The sequence below is a fragment of the Proteus penneri genome (assembly GCF_022369495.1).
GTDB classification, from domain to species: Bacteria; Pseudomonadota; Gammaproteobacteria; order Enterobacterales; family Enterobacteriaceae; genus Proteus; species Proteus penneri.
In genome coordinates this window covers 3672269-3687456 of record NZ_CP059690.1, presented here as the reverse complement: position 1 = coordinate 3687456, position 15188 = coordinate 3672269, and the positions used below count along the sequence as shown (strand labels likewise).

Genomic DNA, 15188 nt, shown 5'->3' with positions numbered 1-15188 from the left:
GGTCATTACCCCAGAATTTCTTCAACGGATTTACCACGCTTAGCTGCGACCATATCTGGAGACTTCATGCTATCTAAAGCGTCCAGTGTTGCACGAACCACGTTAATCGGGTTAGTGGAACCATAGGTTTTAGCCAGTACGTTACGAACGCCAGCCACTTCTAGAACTGCACGCATTGCACCACCTGCGATGATACCGGTACCTTCATGAGCAGGCTGCATAAATACGCGTGAGCCTGTGTGAGTACCTTTAACAGGGTGGAACAGAGTACCGTTGTTTAAAGAGACGGTTTTCATATTGCGACGGGCTTTTTCCATCGCTTTCTGGATTGCTGCCGGAACTTCGCGAGCTTTGCCATATCCAAAACCAACGCGGCCATTACCATCACCAACTACTGTAAGAGCGGTGAAGCTAAAGATACGACCACCTTTAACGGTTTTAGATACGCGGTTTACCGCGATCAGCTTTTCCTGCAGTTCGCCAGCTTGTTTCTCGATGTGAGCCATCTTACACTCCTACCTTAGAACTGAAGGCCAGCTTCACGGGCAGCATCTGCCAGTGCCTGGACTCGACCATGATATTGGAAACCGGAACGGTCAAATGATACTACTTTGATACCTTTTTCCAGAGCGCGTTCAGCAATAATTTTACCAACTACCGCTGCTGCTTCTTTGTTTCCAGTGTTTTTCAGTTGCTCAATGATAGCTTTTTCTGTAGTAGAAGCGGCCACCAAAGTTTCAGAACCGTTTGGTGCAATAACCTGCGCATAAATATGGCGAGGGGTACGGTGTACCACCAGGCGAGTCGCACCCAATTCCTGGAGCTTACGGCGTGCGCGGGTCGCACGACGGATACGAGCTGCTTTCTTATCCATAGTGTTACCTTACTTCTTCTTAGCCTCTTTGATACGCACAACTTCGTCGGCGTAACGAATACCTTTACCTTTATAAGGTTCAGGGCGACGGTAAGCACGCAGTTCAGCTGCTACTTGACCAATCACTTGCTTATCCGCACCTTTCAGTACGATTTCAGTTTGTGTTGGGCATTCAGCAGTGATGCCTGCTGGCAGTTGGTGTTCCACTGGATGTGAAAAACCTACTGATAAGTTAACCGCATTGCCTTTAATAGACGCACGATAACCTACACCTACCAGTTGCAGTTTCTTAGTGAAGCCTTCGGTAACACCTACAACCATTGCATTTAACAGAGAACGAGTAGTACCCGCCTGTGCCCATGCATCAGCAAAACCATCGCGAGGTGCGAAAGTTAATTGGTTGTCAGCATGTTGAATTTCAACTGCATTATGGATAGTACGAGTAAGCTCGCCGTTTTTACCCTTAATCGTAATTACCTGACCGTTGAGTTTAACCTCTACGCCGGCAGGAATGACGACGGGTGCTTTTGCCACACGAGACATTCTTTCCTCCCGAATTAAGCTACGTAGCAGATAATCTCGCCACCAAGACCTGCTTGGCGAGCTGCACGATCAGTCATAACACCTTTTGAGGTAGAAACAACAGCGATGCCCAGTCCTGCCATAACTTGTGGCAGCTCATCTTTTCTTTTATAGATGCGCAGACTAGGACGGCTTACGCGCTGAATGCTTTCTACTACAGCCTTACCTTGGAAATATTTTAAAATAATTTCCAGTTCTGGCTTAGTGTCGCCTTCAATTTTAAAATCTTCGATATAACCTTCTTCCTTAAGCACGTTGGCAATCGCCACTTTCAGCTTGGAGGAAGGCATTGTGACCGCAACTTTATTCGCGGCCTGACCGTTACGGATACGGGTCAGCATATCCGCGATGGGATCTTGCATGCTCATCTGTCTTTACTCCCGTGATTCAATTATGGTAATTACCAGCTAGCCTTTCTAAGGCCCGGGATTTCACCGCGCATAGCGGCTTCACGGACTTTAATACGGCTGAGGCCAAATTTCCGCAGGAAACCGTGCGGACGTCCAGTTTGACGGCAGCGGTTACGCTGACGTGAAGGACTTGAATCACGTGGCATAGTTTGCAGTTTCAGAACAGCATTCCAACGATCTTCGTCAGACACGTTCACATCTGAAACGATAGCTTTCAGTTCTGCGCGTTTTGCGAAGAATTTCTCAGCTAAATTCGCACGTTTTACATCACGTGCTTTCATAGATTTCTTAGCCATGAATGCCCTGCCTTACTTGCGGAACGGGAAGTTAAACGCTGCTAACAGTGCGCGACCTTCATCATCTGATTTCGCAGTCGTAGTAATGGTAATATCCAAACCACGAACACGATCCACTTTATCGTAATCGATTTCAGGGAAGATGATTTGCTCACGTACGCCCATGCTGTAGTTACCACGTCCATCAAATGATTTAGCGGACAAACCACGGAAGTCACGGATACGTGGTACAGCAATAGAGATCAGGCGTTCAAAGAACTCCCACATGCGTTCGCCACGCAGGGTCACTTTACAGCCGATCGGATAGCCCTGGCGGATTTTGAAGCCTGCAACAGATTTGCGTGCTTTGGTGATCAAAGGTTTTTGACCTGAGATTGCTGCTAAATCAGCTGCTGCATTGTCCAGCAGTTTTTTATCAGCAATAGCTTCACCAACACCCATGTTCAGGGTGATCTTCTCGACCCGAGGGACTTGCATGACAGAATGGTAACCAAACTGAGACATCAGTTTTTGGACTACCTCGTCTTTGTAGTAATCATGCAGTTTCGCCATCGTATACTCCAAATTACTTGATAGTTTCTTTATTAGACTTGAAGAAACGAACTTTTTTGCCGTCTTCGAATCTAAAACCTACACGGTCAGCCTTACCGGTTGCCGCATTGAAGATTGCAACGTTAGAAACTTGGATAGAAGCTTCTTTTTCAACGATGCCACCTGGTTGGTTCAGAGCCGGAACTGGCTTCTGATGTTTTTTAACCAGATTGATACCTTCAACGATAACTTTACCAGAAGAAAGAACCTGTTTTACTTTACCGCGCTTACCTTTATCTTTACCAGTCAGCACGATAACTTCGTCTTCACGACGGATTTTCGCTGCCATTGCCTGCTCCTTAGAGTACTTCAGGTGCCAGAGAGATTATTTTCATAAACTTCTCGTTACGAAGTTCACGAGTAACCGGCCCAAAAATACGCGTACCAATAACTTGCTCGCTGTTGTTGTTTAACAATACACAAGCGTTGCTATCGAAGCGAATGACAGAACCGTCAGGGCGACGAACACCCTTCTTGGTGCGCACCACTACCGCTTTCAGTACATCACCTTTCTTAACTTTACCACGTGGAATTGCTTCCTTGATGGTAATTTTGATGATGTCACCTACATCTGCGTAGCGACGGTGCGAGCCACCTAGAACCTTGATACACATTACGCGACGTGCACCGGAGTTGTCGGCCACGTTCAGCATAGTCTGTTCTTGGATCATTTTAGTGCTCCGCTAAATGTCAACTACTACTGAGCCACTTCCACATTAGAAGAGGCCGTTCAATATCCCATAATACGAGGGAGCGGCATTATAACACCACATTCTCGATATGGACAGAAAAAATAAACGGCTCGTTCAGTTTTGAGCCGTTTATTTCGTACGAAAAGGCTATTTTATTACAGAATAGCTTTTTCTACAACGCGAACTAACGCCCAAGACTTAGTCTTAGATAGTGGACGTGTTTGACGAATTTCTACTACGTCACCAATTCCACATTCGTTGTTCTCGTCATGTACATGCAGTTTGGTCGTACGACGGATAAACTTACCATATAATGGGTGTTTAACCATACGATCGATAGCAACGACAATAGATTTTTCCATTTTGTCACTAACTACACGACCTTGCAGAGTACGGATTTTATCGGTCATTACGCACCCGCCTTCTCAGTCAGTAAAGTCTTAACGCGTGCGATATTACGACGCACTTGTTTCAACAGATGAGACTGTTGTAACTGACCACTTGCTGCCTGCATACGCAGATTAAACTGCTCGCGCAGTAAGTTCAGCAGTTCTGTGTTCAGCTCTTCAACGCTCTTTTCGCGCAGCTCTTTTGCTTTCATTACATCACCGTCTTAGTTACAAAGGTGGTTTTGATAGGCAGTTTTGCTGCCGCCAGCTTGAATGCTTCACGGGCCAGTTCTTCAGGCACACCATCCATTTCATACAGGACTTTACCTGGCTGGATTAAGGCAACCCAATACTCAACGTTACCTTTACCTTTACCCATACGGACTTCGAGCGGCTTTTCAGTGATTGGTTTGTCTGGGAACACACGGATCCAGATTTTACCCTGACGCTTAACTGCACGGGTCATTGCACGACGTGCCGCTTCGATCTGACGTGCAGTCAGACGACCACGGCCCACAGCTTTAAGACCGTAAGTCCCGAAGCTTACATCCGCACCAGCAGCTAAGCCACGGTTGCGGCCTTTGTGCACTTTACGGAATTTTGTACGCTTTGGTTGTAACATCAGCGACTCTCCTTACTTGCGGCCTTTACGCTGCTGCTTTTTAGGTTGAGCAGCCGGTTTTTCCGCCTGTTCAACTGCAGCCATACCACCCAGGATCTCACCTTTGAAGATCCATACCTTAACGCCGAGCACACCATAAGTGGTTTGTGCTTCTGAGGTATTGTAGTCGATATCTGCACGCAGAGTGTGCAGAGGTACACGACCTTCACGATACCATTCAGTACGAGCGATTTCAGCGCCACCTAAGCGACCACTTACTTCCACTTTAATACCTTTAGCGCCTAAACGCATAGCATTCTGTACCGCACGCTTCATAGCACGACGGAACATAACACGACGTTCCAGCTGTGAAGTGATGCTGTCAGCAACTAATTTTGCGTCCAGTTCAGGTTTACGTACTTCGGCGATATTAATTTGCGCAGGAACGCCAGCGATATCCGCTACGTTTTTGCGCAGTTTTTCAACATCTTCACCTTTTTTACCGATAACGATGCCTGGGCGAGCAGTGTGAATAGTCACACGGATGCTTTTCGCAGGACGTTCGATAACGATACGAGATACAGATGCTTTAGCCAGTTCTTTAGTTAAGTACTGACGTACTTTAAAATCGCTGTCTAGGTTGTCAGCGAATTCATTGGTACCCGCATACCATGTGGAATTCCAAGGCTTGACAATGCCAAGGCGGATACCATTAGGATGTACTTTTTGACCCATTGCTAGTCTCCAGAGTCTCAGCGATCAGACACAACCACAGTGATGTGGCTGGTGCGCTTCAGAATACGATCTGCACGGCCTTTTGCACGAGGCATAATGCGCTTCATAGAAGGACCTTCGTCAACAAAGATCTTAGCTACTTTCAGATCATCAATGTCAGCGCCATCGTTGTGTTCTGCATTAGCAATAGCAGACTCCAGTACTTTCTTCACTAAACCAGCAGCTTTCTTGTTGGTAAAGGTTAAAATTTCCAGAGCTTGCGACACTTTCTTACCGCGAATCAGGTCAGCTACCAAGCGAACCTTCTGAGCAGAAGAACGAGCGTGGCGATGCATAGCGATAGTTTCCATCTCTTCCTCCTACCTTATTTTTTCTTAGCCTTTTTATCGGCTGCATGACCGCGATAAGTACGGGTCGGCGCGAATTCACCCAGTTTGTGACCAACCATTTCGTCGGAAACGTAAACTGGAACATGCTGACGACCATTATGGACAGCGATGGTCAAACCGATCATGTTAGGAAAGATCGTTGAACGACGGGACCAAGTCTTAACAGGCTTTTTGTCACCGCTTTCCACCGCTTTCTCTACCTTCTTCAGCAAGTGCAGGTCAATGAAAGGACCTTTCTTGAGAGAACGTGGCATGGCTTATCCTCTAATTATTTCTTAGTACGACGATGAACGATGAAATGTTCAGTGCGTTTGTTTTTACGAGTCTTCTTACCTTTGGTTTGAACGCCCCAAGGTGTTACTGGGTGTTTACCAAAGTTACGACCTTCACCACCACCATGTGGGTGATCGACTGGGTTCATCGCAGTACCGCGAACGGTAGGACGAATACCACGCCAGCGACTTGCACCAGCTTTACCCAGAACGCGTAACATGTGCTCAGAGTTGCCAACTTCACCGATAGTTGCACGGCAATCAGAAGGAACTTTACGCATTTCACCAGAACGCAGACGGATAGTGACATAAGCACCATCACGAGCAACGATCTGAACGTAAGTACCAGCTGAACGAGCTAACTGACCACCTTTACCTGGTTTCATTTCTACGTTATGAACTGTAGAACCAACCGGGATATTACGCATTGGTAAGGTGTTACCCGCTTTGATAGCAGCATCAACGCCAGACTGAACTTTATCACCCGCTTTCAGGCCTTTTGGAGCCAGAATGTAGCGACGTTCACCATCAGCATACAGCACTAAAGCGATGTTAGCTGAACGGTTTGGATCATATTCCAGACGTTCTACTGTCGCAGGGATACCATCTTTGTTGCGTTTAAAGTCAACAATACGGTAAGCCTGTTTGTGACCACCACCGATGTGACGGGTAGTGATACGACCATTGTTGTTACGACCACCGGACTTGCTGTTCTTTTCCAGCAATGGCGCATAAGGTTTCCCTTTATGCAGCTCAGGGTTTACCACTTTAACTACGTGGCGACGGCCCGGAGACGTAGGTTTACATTTAACAATTGCCATTGTTCTTTACTCCTCCGACTTACTCAGCGCCGCCGACGAAGTCCAGATTCTGGCCTTCCTTCAGGGTGACGTAAGCTTTTTTCCAGTCGCTACGACGACCAATACGCTGACCGTGACGTTTCACTTTGCCTTTCATCAGCAGAGTGTTAACACTTTCAACTTCGACTTCAAACAGTTTTTGTACAGCTGCTTTAATCTCTGCTTTGGTCGCGTCTTTAGCAACTTTGAGAACGATGGTGTTTGATTTTTCCATCGCGATAGAAGCTTTTTCAGATACATGCGGCGCGCGCAGTACTTTCAGCAGACGTTCTTCACGGATCATGCCAGCATCTCCTCAACTTGCTTCACAGCGTCAGCAGTCATGACGACTTTGTCGAAGGCGATTAAGCTAACAGGGTCGATTGTTGCTGCATCACGTACGTCAACTTTATATAAGTTGCGTGCTGCTAAATACAGATTCTCATCTAAATCAGCAGTGATGATCAGAACATCTTCCAGAGCCATATCTTTCAGTTTCTGTGCTAAAAGCTTAGTTTTAGGCGCTTCAACAGAGAACTTCTCTACGACGATCAGACGATCTTGACGTACCAGTTCAGACAGAATGCTCTTCAGAGCACCACGGTACATCTTTTTGTTTACTTTTTGACTGTGGTCCTGTGGTTTAGCTGCGAAGCTAACACCACCAGAGCGCCAAATTGGGCTCTTGATTGAACCTGAACGTGCACGACCTGTACCTTTCTGTCTCCAAGGCTTTTTGCCTGAACCAGAAACTTCAGCACGGGTTTTCTGAGCACGAGTACCTTGACGAGCACCAGCAGCGTATGCAACGACTACTTGATGCACAAGCGCTTCGTTAAAGTCACGCCCGAAGGTAGTTTCGGAAACAGTCAGCGCGCCTTGCGCGTCTTTCATTACCAATTCCATTCCTATCTCCTCGACGTTACGCCTTGACAGCTGGTTTAACGATCAGGTCACTGCCAGTTGCACCTGGAACAGCACCTTTGACCAGCAGCAGGTTGCGCTCAGCGTCAACACGTACTACTTCCAGGCTCTGAACGGTAACTTGTTCGTTACCCAGTTGACCTGCCATTTTCTTGCCTTTGAACACCTTACCCGGAGTCTGGTTCTGACCGATAGAACCCGGAACACGGTGAGACAAGGAGTTACCGTGGGTAGCATCTTGAGTACGGAAATTCCAGCGCTTTACAGTACCAGCAAAACCTTTACCTTTAGATGTTCCAGTAACGTCGACTTTTTTAACGTCAGCGAAAATTTCTACGCTAATGCTTTGACCTACAGTGTATTCTTCGCCTTCGTTCAGACGGAATTCACGTAGTAAGCGGCCAGCTTCAACACCAGCTTTAGCAAAATGACCTGCTTCAGGTTTCAGTACACGGTTAGCTTTTTTGCTACCAGTAGTCACCTGAATGGCACGATAACCGTCTTTCTCTAGATCTCTGACCTGAGTAACACGGTTGTTTTCAATTTCGATAACGGTTACAGGGATTGAAACGCCATCTTCAGTGAAGATACGAGTCATTCCTACTTTCTTACCGACTAAACCAATCATTGTTTCAACCTCTCAATCGCTTGATGACCTGATTAACCTAGGCTGATCTGCACGTCTACGCCGGCAGCCAGATCCAGACGCATCAGAGCATCAACGGTTTTCTCGGTTGGCTCAACGATGTCAACCAGACGTTTGTGAGTGCGAATTTCATACTGATCACGCGCATCTTTATTAACGTGCGGAGAAATCAACACTGTGAAACGCTCTTTGCGAGTCGGCAGTGGGATTGGACCACGAACTTGCGCACCAGTGCGCTTAGCAGTCTCTACGATTTCCGCAGTTGATTGATCAATCAGACGATGATCAAAAGCTTTCAGGCGGATACGGATTCTTTGGTTCTGCATGAGACCAGAGCTCCAACTATTTTTTATAAACGTAAATGATTACTACTCGTACCCATTTCGATTGATGAGAGAGTGTAATCGTTCTGCATATAACTCCCCAATCGGGAGTATTATATTAATGCAATAAAAAATCTGCATTAGCTGATAAATCAGCCCCACTAAATCAGTGAGCCTGCGCATTATACTTGCCTGAGTGATGAAATCAAGCCAAGAATAAAAAATCAGCGATAAAAATTCATTTTATCTTTTCGAAAATAAAAAAAGCAAAGGTAACCTTCATCACCTTTGCTTTAAAAACCGTCTCAAAATTCATTAAAGAATGATGGATTATTCTTCAATAATTTGAGCTTGTAGATAGTTTTGAAGCCCTATTCGTTCGATAAGTTCAAGCTGGGTTTCAATCCAATCAATATGCCCTTCTTCATCAGTTAGAATTTCTAGCATAAGATCACGACTGACATAATCATGAATTGAATCTGCGTAAGCAATAGCTTCACGTAAATCTTTGGCACCACCTAATTCCAATTCCAAATCAGAACGTAGCATCTCTTCAACATCTTCACCGATGTTTAGTTTGCCTAAATCTTGTAAGTTTGGAATGCCTTCAAGGAACAAGATACGCTCGATATATTTATCCGCGTGTTTCATCTCATCTATGGATTCATGATATTCCATTTCATTAAGGCGTGTAAGACCCCAATTCTTGAACATTCGGGCATGTAGGAAATACTGATTAATTGCAACAAGCTCACCACCTAATAACTTATTAAGGTGGGCTATCATTTTTTTATCACCTTTCATTTTTATGCTCCTTTGCTTCCAGTCTTTTTAGTGTAGACCTTTTATACAAAGTGGAGAGAAAGGAAATTTAAAATTTGTTATGCAACTTCAGAAATTTGAGGGTAAAGGATAGATTGCTCACTTTCAATTATTTGACGAGCTTGACGTACACACTTACCGCAACAACTACCAACAGGTAAGATCTTGCGTAATTCATTAATAGTGTGGATTTGATGTTTGTGTACTGTAGAGATAATTTTTTTATCACTCACACCATGGCAAAGACAGACGTACATAATAGCAACCTCATTAACTACTCACGCATTGAATAGTAAATGATAACCATTATGATTTCAATTTCTATTTAACTTAGATATTCTAACCTAATATAGAAACTCTCATGATAATGAGAGAATAAATTGAGGACGGGATTTAACTAAGATGAAAAGCGCTATTTTAGATACAAAAAAAGGGCATCAATGATGCCCTTTTTTAGGAAATTACGCGAGTAATTAACCTAATACTTTAGCAACAACGCCCGCACCTACTGTACGGCCACCTTCACGGATAGCGAAACGTAAACCGTCGTCCATCGCGATTGGGTGAATCAGTTCAACGATCATGTTGATGTTGTCACCTGGCATTACCATTTCTACGCCTTCTGGTAATTCGATAGTACCAGTTACGTCAGTTGTACGGAAGTAGAACTGTGGACGGTAGCCTTTGAAGAATGGAGTATGACGACCACCTTCATCTTTGCTCAGAATATAAACTTCTGATTCAAATTTAGTGTGTGGGTTGATTGAACCTGGTTTCGCCAGTACTTGTCCACGTTCGATTTCTTCACGTTTAGTACCACGCAGAAGAACACCTACGTTCTCACCTGCACGACCTTCGTCAAGTAATTTACGGAACATTTCAACACCAGTACAAGTTGTTTTCGCTGTTGGTTTAATACCAACGATTTCAACTTCTTCACCAACTTTGATTACGCCACGCTCAACACGACCTGTTACTACTGTACCACGGCCTGAAATTGAGAATACGTCTTCAATTGGTAACAGGAATGGTTTGTCAATTGCACGCTCTGGCTCTGGGATGTATGAATCCAGTGCTTCTGCTAATTCAACAATTTTTGCTTCCCACTCTGCTTCGCCTTCCAGTGCTTTCAGCGCTGAACCACGGATTACTGGAGTGTCATCACCTGGGAAATCGTACTGAGACAGAAGTTCACGAACTTCCATTTCGACTAATTCCAGTAACTCTTCATCATCTACCATGTCACATTTGTTCAGGAATACGATGATGTAAGGAACACCAACCTGACGACCTAACAGGATGTGCTCACGAGTTTGTGGCATTGGGCCATCTGTCGCAGCAACAACCAGGATAGCTCCGTCCATTTGCGCAGCACCAGTGATCATGTTTTTAACATAGTCGGCGTGACCTGGGCAGTCTACGTGTGCGTAGTGACGAGTTGGGGTGTCATATTCTACGTGTGAAGTAGAGATGGTGATACCACGAGCTTTTTCTTCTGGTGCGTTATCGATTTGATCGAATGCACGAGCAGCACCACCATAAGTTTTAGCTAAAACTGTAGTGATTGCAGCAGTCAGAGTTGTTTTACCGTGGTCAACGTGGCCGATAGTACCAACGTTAACGTGCGGTTTTGAACGTTCAAATTTTTCTTTAGACATTTAAATTGTCCCTCTAAGACACGGAATCGGTGGTTACACCACATCAACCAAGCAGTAAGTAAATTAGCGATTTGCTAGTGCTTGTTAAGATTTTAATCAGGGAGGCAAGAACATGAAGGAGTGGTGCTGATAGGCAGATTCGAACTGCCGACCTCACCCTTACCAAGGGTGCGCTCTACCAACTGAGCTATATCAGCACATCTGGAGCGGGCAGCGGGAATCGAACCCGCATCATCAGCTTGGAAGGCTGAGGTAATAGCCATTATACGATGCCCGCAGAACTCGGCTACCTGACTTAAAATCAGCTTTGTATTCTACTTAAGTGTTTACTAATTTAAAACACTTAAGTTTGGAATTAATGGTGGTGGGAGAAGGATTCGAACCTTCGAAGTCTGTGACGGCAGATTTACAGTCTGCTCCCTTTGGCCGCTTGGGTATCCCACCAAACCTAATTTTTAATGGTGCCGGCACCAAGAGTCGAACTCGGGACCTACTGATTACAAGTCAGTTGCTCTACCAACTGAGCTATGCCGGCTAAGTGGTGCGCATTCTAGGAGGACTTTCATCATGATGCAACAAAAAAATTGCGATATTCGTTCTTTTGCTTAGATTTTGTTCATTTTTAATTGAATTGTTGATTTTTTAGGAAAAAAACGACCAAAATGCCAACAAAAAATCATGCTAGATTAGCAAGCTAATTTAGCTAATCACTCCCGAATTTATTCACCACCAATAAATTTTTAGAAAAAATTTGATTGCCCCCCTGTTAGTCTACGCTAAAAAATTATTTTCATGACTATTTTTTATACTTTTTTTACAAATTTATTCAGTTCGTGTCAAAAAAAGTAGAAAAAATTTAAAAAATATCTACGCCTAAGAGTCATCACTCGTTATGATGCTGTTTATTTTTTATCGGATACGGGTGTTTTAAACAGCCTGTCCAACCTGCGAATATTAGGCAGATGTTGGCTTATGAATAACAAAGAACGCTTTATAACCCCTTATTTAGAGTTTGACAGAAAGCATTGGGCAACGTTAAGAGATTCCGTTCCTTTAACATTAACCGAAAAAGAGATCGCTGATTTAAAAGGAATTAATGAAGAAATTTCTATTGATGATGTAATTGAGATTTATCTTCCTCTTTCAAGATTACTCAATTTTTACATAAGTTCTAACTTGCGCCGTCAAGCTGTCTTAGAGCAGTTTCTTGGAACACGAAGCGCCAAAATCCCCTACATTATTGGTATAGCGGGTAGTGTTGCTGTTGGTAAAAGTACCACAGCTCGTTTGCTACAAGCGCTTTTAACCCGTTGGCCAGAACATCGTAAAGTTGATTTAATCACTACTGATGGCTTTCTTTTGCCTAATGCAGAGTTAAAGAGACGCGGAATAATGAAAAAGAAAGGATTTCCTGAATCCTATGATATGCATAGCCTTGTCTCTTTCGTTTCTGATATAAAATCAGGCAAAAAACAAGTAACAGCCCCTGTCTATTCTCATTTAGTGTATGACATCATTCCAGATAAGGAACAGGTTATTGAACAACCTGATATTTTGATCCTTGAAGGATTAAATGTATTACAGAGCAATCAGGATTATCCTCATGATCCACATAATGTTTTCGTATCAGATTATGTAGACTTCTCCATTTATGTTGATGCTGAAGAAGAATTACTAAAACACTGGTACATCAGTCGCTTTTTAAAATTTAGAGAGGGTGCGTTTACTGATCCTGAATCATATTTTAATAATTACTCTAAATTAAGTAGAGAAGAGTCTATTGAAATAGCATCTTCAATTTGGCAAGAAATTAATGGTTTAAATCTGAAACAGAACATCCTGCCTACAAAAGAAAGAGCGAGTCTTATACTAACTAAAGGTCAAAATCATTCGATCACTAACGTTCGATTACGTAAGTAAATCTAAACAATTATCACCATTTGGTCTAAGAACTATTATATTTTAGTTATTAAAAATTGTACTGATAACTAAAAAGCTTTCCAGTTTAGGAAAGCTTTTTAGTTTTAGATTTTCGATGCAATTTAAAGCATTATGGTGCACTTCTCAGTGATATTTCACCACCTATATAAGATATTATTTTTCCATTTTGTTCTAAAAGTAAAGCACCTTGATCATTAATGCCTTTGGCAATACCAAAGATCTCTTTTTCACCAATAATAAGCTTTACACGGCGATCCATAAAGTTATCTAAACGTTTCCAACGCTCGATAAACACAGATAACCCTTGTTTTTCAAATTGTACAAATGCTTCTCTTAATGCATTAGTAATTTCACAAGCAAGTTCATTTCTGTCAATTTTAATACCAACTTGCTCCAAATTAATCCATTGTTGGTTAATGGCTTCATTTTGATTTTTACTCATCGCAATATTGATACCAATCCCTGTGACAATATGAGCAACATCACCTGTTTTCCCTGTTAGCTCAACAAGAATACCTGAAAGCTTTTTATCATTTAAATAGAGGTCGTTAGGCCATTTAACTTTAACGCCATCTGCACCAAGTTTTTGCAATACTTCAGCCATAATAACGCCGACAACCAAACTCAGTCCTATTGCAGCAGCAGGCCCTTGATCGAGTTTCCAATACATACTCAAATATAAATTTCTACCAAAAGGCGAAATCCATTGACGCCCTCTTCTACCTCGCCCAGCAGACTGGTATTCAGCAATACATACATCACCCGATTTTAATTCGCTGATACGTTGGATCAAATATTGATTTGTAGAATCTATAACAGGAATAACGCTAGCCGGCTCACCTTTAATATTCTGATTCACAATATCTGCGTTCAATAAGTTCATTGGTGCATCTAATTGATATCCTTTTCCTGCAACCGTCTGAACATCGATACCCCAGCTACGCAATGTTTGAATATGTTTATTAATGCCTGCTCGAGTCATTCCTAAACTTTCGCCTAATTGTTCTCCTGAATGAATATTTCCATCAGCAAGGAGTTCAATTAATAATAAAGGAGTTGGTGTTTCTTTCATGAAATAGCATCCACTGCATTGATTTCGCCATATTGACCAATAAAGCGAACTTCTGGCTCTAATTTTACACCGAAGCGTTCTGAGACTTTCTGGCGAATATATGCGGCTAAGTTCACAATATCTTCACCTGTCGCGGTGCCGTCTTTATTAATAAGTACCAGTGCTTGTTTAGTGTGGACTGCTGCACCACCAATTTGATGCCCTTTAAGACCACATTGATCAATCAGCCAACCTGCCGCAAGCTTCACACCATCTCGCTGTACATATTGAGGGCAAAATGGATATTCTGTTTTTAATTGTTGTGCAATACGAATATCAACAATTGGGTTTTTAAAAAAACTTCCAGCATTACCCGTTATTTTTGGATCGGGTAGCTTGCTTGTTCTCATTAAGCATACAGATTCGAACACATCCTTTGGTGTAACAGTTTCTAATGATAATTTTGATAAATCACCATAAGTAAGAATAGGTTCCCATTTTTTACTTAGTAGTAAACCGACAGCAATAATAGCAAAGCCTTGTTGATAATGATGTTTAAAAATACTATCGCGATAACCAAACTCACATTCTTCATTTGTTAATCGACTAATATTGCCTGTGCTTAATTCAACAATATCAACATAGGCACAAACATCTTTCAGCTCTTTACCATAAGCACCAATATTTTGTATCGGCGCAGAACCAACATTGCCAGGGATCAACGCTAAATTTTCCAGTCCATAGATATTTTTTTCTAACAGATATTCAATAAGCGCATGCCAACTCTCGCCAGCTCCAACATGAATAGACCAATATTGTTCATCTTCAGTAATTTCAATGCCAGTAATACAGTTACGGATAACAATACCATTAAAATCTTCAGTAAATAGCACGTTACTACCGCCACCTAGAATAAGGGTTGGTAATCTCTTCTCATGGGCATTTTGCCAATATGTACAAAGCTCATCTTTATTATTTGCAGTTTCTATTTGGTGAGCTTTTACTCTCAAACCAAATGTATTAAATGCTTGCAATGAAACCGATTCTTTCATGAAAGTCTACCTCATTTAGCTGATAGCTTAGTTTAACAGCCAAGTATCATTGAGGATAGCAAAGTGATAAGTGATTAGAAAAGAGAAAGTATATTTGTATT

Annotated in this window: 25 protein-coding genes and 4 tRNA genes; 1 reads left to right on the top strand and 28 read right to left on the bottom strand. The window is 42.9% G+C overall.

What is annotated here, in order from left to right:
- Positions 1 to 5: 5 nt before the first annotated feature.
- The 26 genes from rpsE to H1225_RS16525 form a co-directional block, all read right to left on the bottom strand.
- Positions 6 to 506, bottom strand: coding sequence for a 30S ribosomal protein S5 (rpsE, locus tag H1225_RS16650; protein ID WP_006535508.1), 501 nt, complete (start codon positions 504 to 506; stop codon positions 6 to 8).
- Positions 507 to 520: 14 nt separating this feature from the next.
- Positions 521 to 874, bottom strand: a complete 354-nt coding sequence (gene rplR / locus H1225_RS16645) for a 50S ribosomal protein L18 (protein WP_006535507.1) — start codon at positions 872 to 874, stop codon at positions 521 to 523.
- 9 nt (positions 875 to 883) lie between these two features.
- A complete protein-coding gene (rplF, locus tag H1225_RS16640) occupies positions 884 to 1417 on the bottom strand; it encodes a 50S ribosomal protein L6 (protein WP_036933221.1) in 534 nt (177 codons plus the stop codon).
- A 14-nt stretch (positions 1418 to 1431) separates the two neighbouring features.
- On the bottom strand, positions 1432 to 1824 hold the full coding sequence (gene rpsH, locus H1225_RS16635; RefSeq protein WP_072062987.1) for a 30S ribosomal protein S8: 393 nt from the start codon (positions 1822 to 1824) through the stop codon (positions 1432 to 1434).
- Between the two features lie 32 nt (positions 1825 to 1856).
- Positions 1857 to 2162, bottom strand: a complete 306-nt coding sequence (gene rpsN, locus H1225_RS16630; protein ID WP_006535503.1) for a 30S ribosomal protein S14 — start codon at positions 2160 to 2162, stop codon at positions 1857 to 1859.
- A gap of 12 nt (positions 2163 to 2174) precedes the next feature.
- Entirely contained in the window at positions 2175 to 2714 is a 540-nt protein-coding gene (rplE, locus tag H1225_RS16625) for a 50S ribosomal protein L5 (protein WP_004246952.1), read from the bottom strand.
- Between the two features lie 13 nt (positions 2715 to 2727).
- Positions 2728 to 3042 carry a 50S ribosomal protein L24 gene (rplX, locus tag H1225_RS16620; protein ID WP_006535502.1) on the bottom strand — a complete coding sequence of 105 codons (315 nt, stop codon included), beginning with the start codon at positions 3040 to 3042 and terminating at the stop codon, positions 2728 to 2730.
- 10 nt (positions 3043 to 3052) lie between these two features.
- Positions 3053 to 3424 carry a 50S ribosomal protein L14 gene (rplN, locus tag H1225_RS16615; protein ID WP_004246955.1) on the bottom strand — a complete coding sequence of 124 codons (372 nt, stop codon included), beginning with the start codon at positions 3422 to 3424 and terminating at the stop codon, positions 3053 to 3055.
- 176 nt (positions 3425 to 3600) lie between these two features.
- Complete coding sequence (rpsQ, locus tag H1225_RS16610) at positions 3601 to 3855, bottom strand: 30S ribosomal protein S17 (RefSeq protein WP_072062988.1); 255 nt, start codon at positions 3853 to 3855, stop codon at positions 3601 to 3603.
- Positions 3855 to 4046 carry a 50S ribosomal protein L29 gene (gene rpmC / locus H1225_RS16605; RefSeq protein WP_004238624.1) on the bottom strand — a complete coding sequence of 64 codons (192 nt, stop codon included), beginning with the start codon at positions 4044 to 4046 and terminating at the stop codon, positions 3855 to 3857. The genes rpsQ and rpmC overlap by 1 nt, the downstream gene beginning before the upstream one ends.
- A complete protein-coding gene (gene rplP, locus H1225_RS16600) occupies positions 4046 to 4456 on the bottom strand; it encodes a 50S ribosomal protein L16 (RefSeq protein WP_006535500.1) in 411 nt (136 codons plus the stop codon). Before rplP ends, rpmC begins: the two co-directional genes overlap by 1 nt.
- Positions 4457 to 4468: 12 nt before the next feature.
- Positions 4469 to 5170, bottom strand: coding sequence for a 30S ribosomal protein S3 (rpsC, locus tag H1225_RS16595; RefSeq protein ID WP_023583467.1), 702 nt, complete (start codon positions 5168 to 5170; stop codon positions 4469 to 4471).
- Between the two features lie 17 nt (positions 5171 to 5187).
- Positions 5188 to 5520 carry a 50S ribosomal protein L22 gene (gene rplV / locus H1225_RS16590; protein WP_006535498.1) on the bottom strand — a complete coding sequence of 111 codons (333 nt, stop codon included), beginning with the start codon at positions 5518 to 5520 and terminating at the stop codon, positions 5188 to 5190.
- Between the two features lie 14 nt (positions 5521 to 5534).
- Positions 5535 to 5813, bottom strand: a complete 279-nt coding sequence (rpsS, locus tag H1225_RS16585; protein WP_004246960.1) for a 30S ribosomal protein S19 — start codon at positions 5811 to 5813, stop codon at positions 5535 to 5537.
- Between the two features lie 14 nt (positions 5814 to 5827).
- Entirely contained in the window at positions 5828 to 6652 is an 825-nt protein-coding gene (gene rplB, locus H1225_RS16580) for a 50S ribosomal protein L2 (protein ID WP_006535497.1), read from the bottom strand.
- A gap of 19 nt (positions 6653 to 6671) precedes the next feature.
- Complete coding sequence (gene rplW, locus H1225_RS16575; RefSeq protein WP_004246962.1) at positions 6672 to 6974, bottom strand: 50S ribosomal protein L23; 303 nt, start codon at positions 6972 to 6974, stop codon at positions 6672 to 6674.
- Positions 6971 to 7576 (bottom strand): 50S ribosomal protein L4, encoded by a 606-nt coding sequence (rplD, locus tag H1225_RS16570; protein ID WP_072062989.1) that lies wholly within the window; start codon positions 7574 to 7576, stop codon positions 6971 to 6973. Before rplD ends, rplW begins: the two co-directional genes overlap by 4 nt.
- 16 nt (positions 7577 to 7592) lie before the next feature.
- On the bottom strand, positions 7593 to 8222 hold the full coding sequence (gene rplC / locus H1225_RS16565; RefSeq protein WP_023583465.1) for a 50S ribosomal protein L3: 630 nt from the start codon (positions 8220 to 8222) through the stop codon (positions 7593 to 7595).
- A gap of 32 nt (positions 8223 to 8254) precedes the next feature.
- A complete protein-coding gene (gene rpsJ, locus H1225_RS16560; protein ID WP_001181005.1) occupies positions 8255 to 8566 on the bottom strand; it encodes a 30S ribosomal protein S10 in 312 nt (103 codons plus the stop codon).
- A 327-nt stretch (positions 8567 to 8893) separates the two neighbouring features.
- Positions 8894 to 9367, bottom strand: coding sequence for a bacterioferritin (bfr, locus tag H1225_RS16555; RefSeq protein WP_006535491.1), 474 nt, complete (start codon positions 9365 to 9367; stop codon positions 8894 to 8896).
- Between the two features lie 77 nt (positions 9368 to 9444).
- Positions 9445 to 9642: a bacterioferritin-associated ferredoxin gene (gene bfd / locus H1225_RS16550; protein WP_072062990.1), complete on the bottom strand. Its 198-nt coding sequence runs from the start codon at positions 9640 to 9642 to the stop codon at positions 9445 to 9447.
- Between the two features lie 216 nt (positions 9643 to 9858).
- Positions 9859 to 11043, bottom strand: coding sequence for an elongation factor Tu (gene tuf, locus H1225_RS16545; RefSeq protein WP_006535489.1), 1185 nt, complete (start codon positions 11041 to 11043; stop codon positions 9859 to 9861).
- 121 nt (positions 11044 to 11164) lie between these two features.
- Positions 11165 to 11240 (bottom strand) — tRNA-Thr (locus H1225_RS16540).
- A gap of 5 nt (positions 11241 to 11245) precedes the next feature.
- Positions 11246 to 11320: transfer RNA gene (locus tag H1225_RS16535), tRNA-Gly, on the bottom strand.
- Between the two features lie 82 nt (positions 11321 to 11402).
- Positions 11403 to 11487 (bottom strand) — tRNA-Tyr (locus H1225_RS16530).
- Positions 11488 to 11502: 15 nt separating this feature from the next.
- Positions 11503 to 11578: transfer RNA gene (locus H1225_RS16525), tRNA-Thr, on the bottom strand.
- 437 nt (positions 11579 to 12015) lie between these two features.
- Between H1225_RS16525 and coaA the strand changes: the two genes are divergently transcribed.
- Positions 12016 to 12963 (top strand): type I pantothenate kinase, encoded by a 948-nt coding sequence (gene coaA, locus H1225_RS16520; protein WP_072062991.1) that lies wholly within the window; start codon positions 12016 to 12018, stop codon positions 12961 to 12963.
- 130 nt (positions 12964 to 13093) lie between these two features.
- On the opposite strand, the gene birA is transcribed toward coaA, so the two are convergent.
- Positions 13094 to 14056, bottom strand: a complete 963-nt coding sequence (birA, locus tag H1225_RS16515; protein ID WP_072062992.1) for a bifunctional biotin--[acetyl-CoA-carboxylase] ligase/biotin operon repressor BirA — start codon at positions 14054 to 14056, stop codon at positions 13094 to 13096.
- Positions 14053 to 15087, bottom strand: a complete 1035-nt coding sequence (gene murB, locus H1225_RS16510; RefSeq protein ID WP_006535484.1) for a UDP-N-acetylmuramate dehydrogenase — start codon at positions 15085 to 15087, stop codon at positions 14053 to 14055. Before murB ends, birA begins: the two co-directional genes overlap by 4 nt.
- Positions 15088 to 15188: the final 101 nt, after the last annotated feature.

What these genes read in the sequence shown, in the direction of transcription:
- rpsE (WP_006535508.1), bottom strand. Translation starts at nt 506, where the DNA reads ATGGCTCACATCGAGAAACAAGCTGGCGAACTGCAGGAAAAGCTGATC.
- rplR (WP_006535507.1), bottom strand. Translation starts at nt 874, where the DNA reads ATGGATAAGAAAGCAGCTCGTATCCGTCGTGCGACCCGCGCACGCCGT.
- rplF (WP_036933221.1), bottom strand. Translation starts at nt 1,417, where the DNA reads ATGTCTCGTGTGGCAAAAGCACCCGTCGTCATTCCTGCCGGCGTAGAG.
- rpsH (WP_072062987.1), bottom strand. Translation starts at nt 1,824, where the DNA reads ATGAGCATGCAAGATCCCATCGCGGATATGCTGACCCGTATCCGTAAC.
- rpsN (WP_006535503.1), bottom strand. Translation starts at nt 2,162, where the DNA reads ATGGCTAAGAAATCTATGAAAGCACGTGATGTAAAACGTGCGAATTTA.
- rplE (WP_004246952.1), bottom strand. Translation starts at nt 2,714, where the DNA reads ATGGCGAAACTGCATGATTACTACAAAGACGAGGTAGTCCAAAAACTG.
- rplX (WP_006535502.1), bottom strand. Translation starts at nt 3,042, where the DNA reads ATGGCAGCGAAAATCCGTCGTGAAGACGAAGTTATCGTGCTGACTGGT.
- rplN (WP_004246955.1), bottom strand. Translation starts at nt 3,424, where the DNA reads ATGATCCAAGAACAGACTATGCTGAACGTGGCCGACAACTCCGGTGCA.
- rpsQ (WP_072062988.1), bottom strand. Translation starts at nt 3,855, where the DNA reads ATGACCGATAAAATCCGTACTCTGCAAGGTCGTGTAGTTAGTGACAAA.
- rpmC (WP_004238624.1), bottom strand. Translation starts at nt 4,046, where the DNA reads ATGAAAGCAAAAGAGCTGCGCGAAAAGAGCGTTGAAGAGCTGAACACA.
- rplP (WP_006535500.1), bottom strand. Translation starts at nt 4,456, where the DNA reads ATGTTACAACCAAAGCGTACAAAATTCCGTAAAGTGCACAAAGGCCGC.
- rpsC (WP_023583467.1), bottom strand. Translation starts at nt 5,170, where the DNA reads ATGGGTCAAAAAGTACATCCTAATGGTATCCGCCTTGGCATTGTCAAG.
- rplV (WP_006535498.1), bottom strand. Translation starts at nt 5,520, where the DNA reads ATGGAAACTATCGCTATGCATCGCCACGCTCGTTCTTCTGCTCAGAAG.
- rpsS (WP_004246960.1), bottom strand. Translation starts at nt 5,813, where the DNA reads ATGCCACGTTCTCTCAAGAAAGGTCCTTTCATTGACCTGCACTTGCTG.
- rplB (WP_006535497.1), bottom strand. Translation starts at nt 6,652, where the DNA reads ATGGCAATTGTTAAATGTAAACCTACGTCTCCGGGCCGTCGCCACGTA.
- rplW (WP_004246962.1), bottom strand. Translation starts at nt 6,974, where the DNA reads ATGATCCGTGAAGAACGTCTGCTGAAAGTACTGCGCGCGCCGCATGTA.
- rplD (WP_072062989.1), bottom strand. Translation starts at nt 7,576, where the DNA reads ATGGAATTGGTAATGAAAGACGCGCAAGGCGCGCTGACTGTTTCCGAA.
- rplC (WP_023583465.1), bottom strand. Translation starts at nt 8,222, where the DNA reads ATGATTGGTTTAGTCGGTAAGAAAGTAGGAATGACTCGTATCTTCACT.
- rpsJ (WP_001181005.1), bottom strand. Translation starts at nt 8,566, where the DNA reads ATGCAGAACCAAAGAATCCGTATCCGCCTGAAAGCTTTTGATCATCGT.
- bfr (WP_006535491.1), bottom strand. Translation starts at nt 9,367, where the DNA reads ATGAAAGGTGATAAAAAAATGATAGCCCACCTTAATAAGTTATTAGGT.
- bfd (WP_072062990.1), bottom strand. Translation starts at nt 9,642, where the DNA reads ATGTACGTCTGTCTTTGCCATGGTGTGAGTGATAAAAAAATTATCTCT.
- tuf (WP_006535489.1), bottom strand. Translation starts at nt 11,043, where the DNA reads ATGTCTAAAGAAAAATTTGAACGTTCAAAACCGCACGTTAACGTTGGT.
- coaA (WP_072062991.1), top strand. Translation starts at nt 12,016, where the DNA reads ATGAATAACAAAGAACGCTTTATAACCCCTTATTTAGAGTTTGACAGA.
- birA (WP_072062992.1), bottom strand. Translation starts at nt 14,056, where the DNA reads ATGAAAGAAACACCAACTCCTTTATTATTAATTGAACTCCTTGCTGAT.
- murB (WP_006535484.1), bottom strand. Translation starts at nt 15,087, where the DNA reads ATGAAAGAATCGGTTTCATTGCAAGCATTTAATACATTTGGTTTGAGA.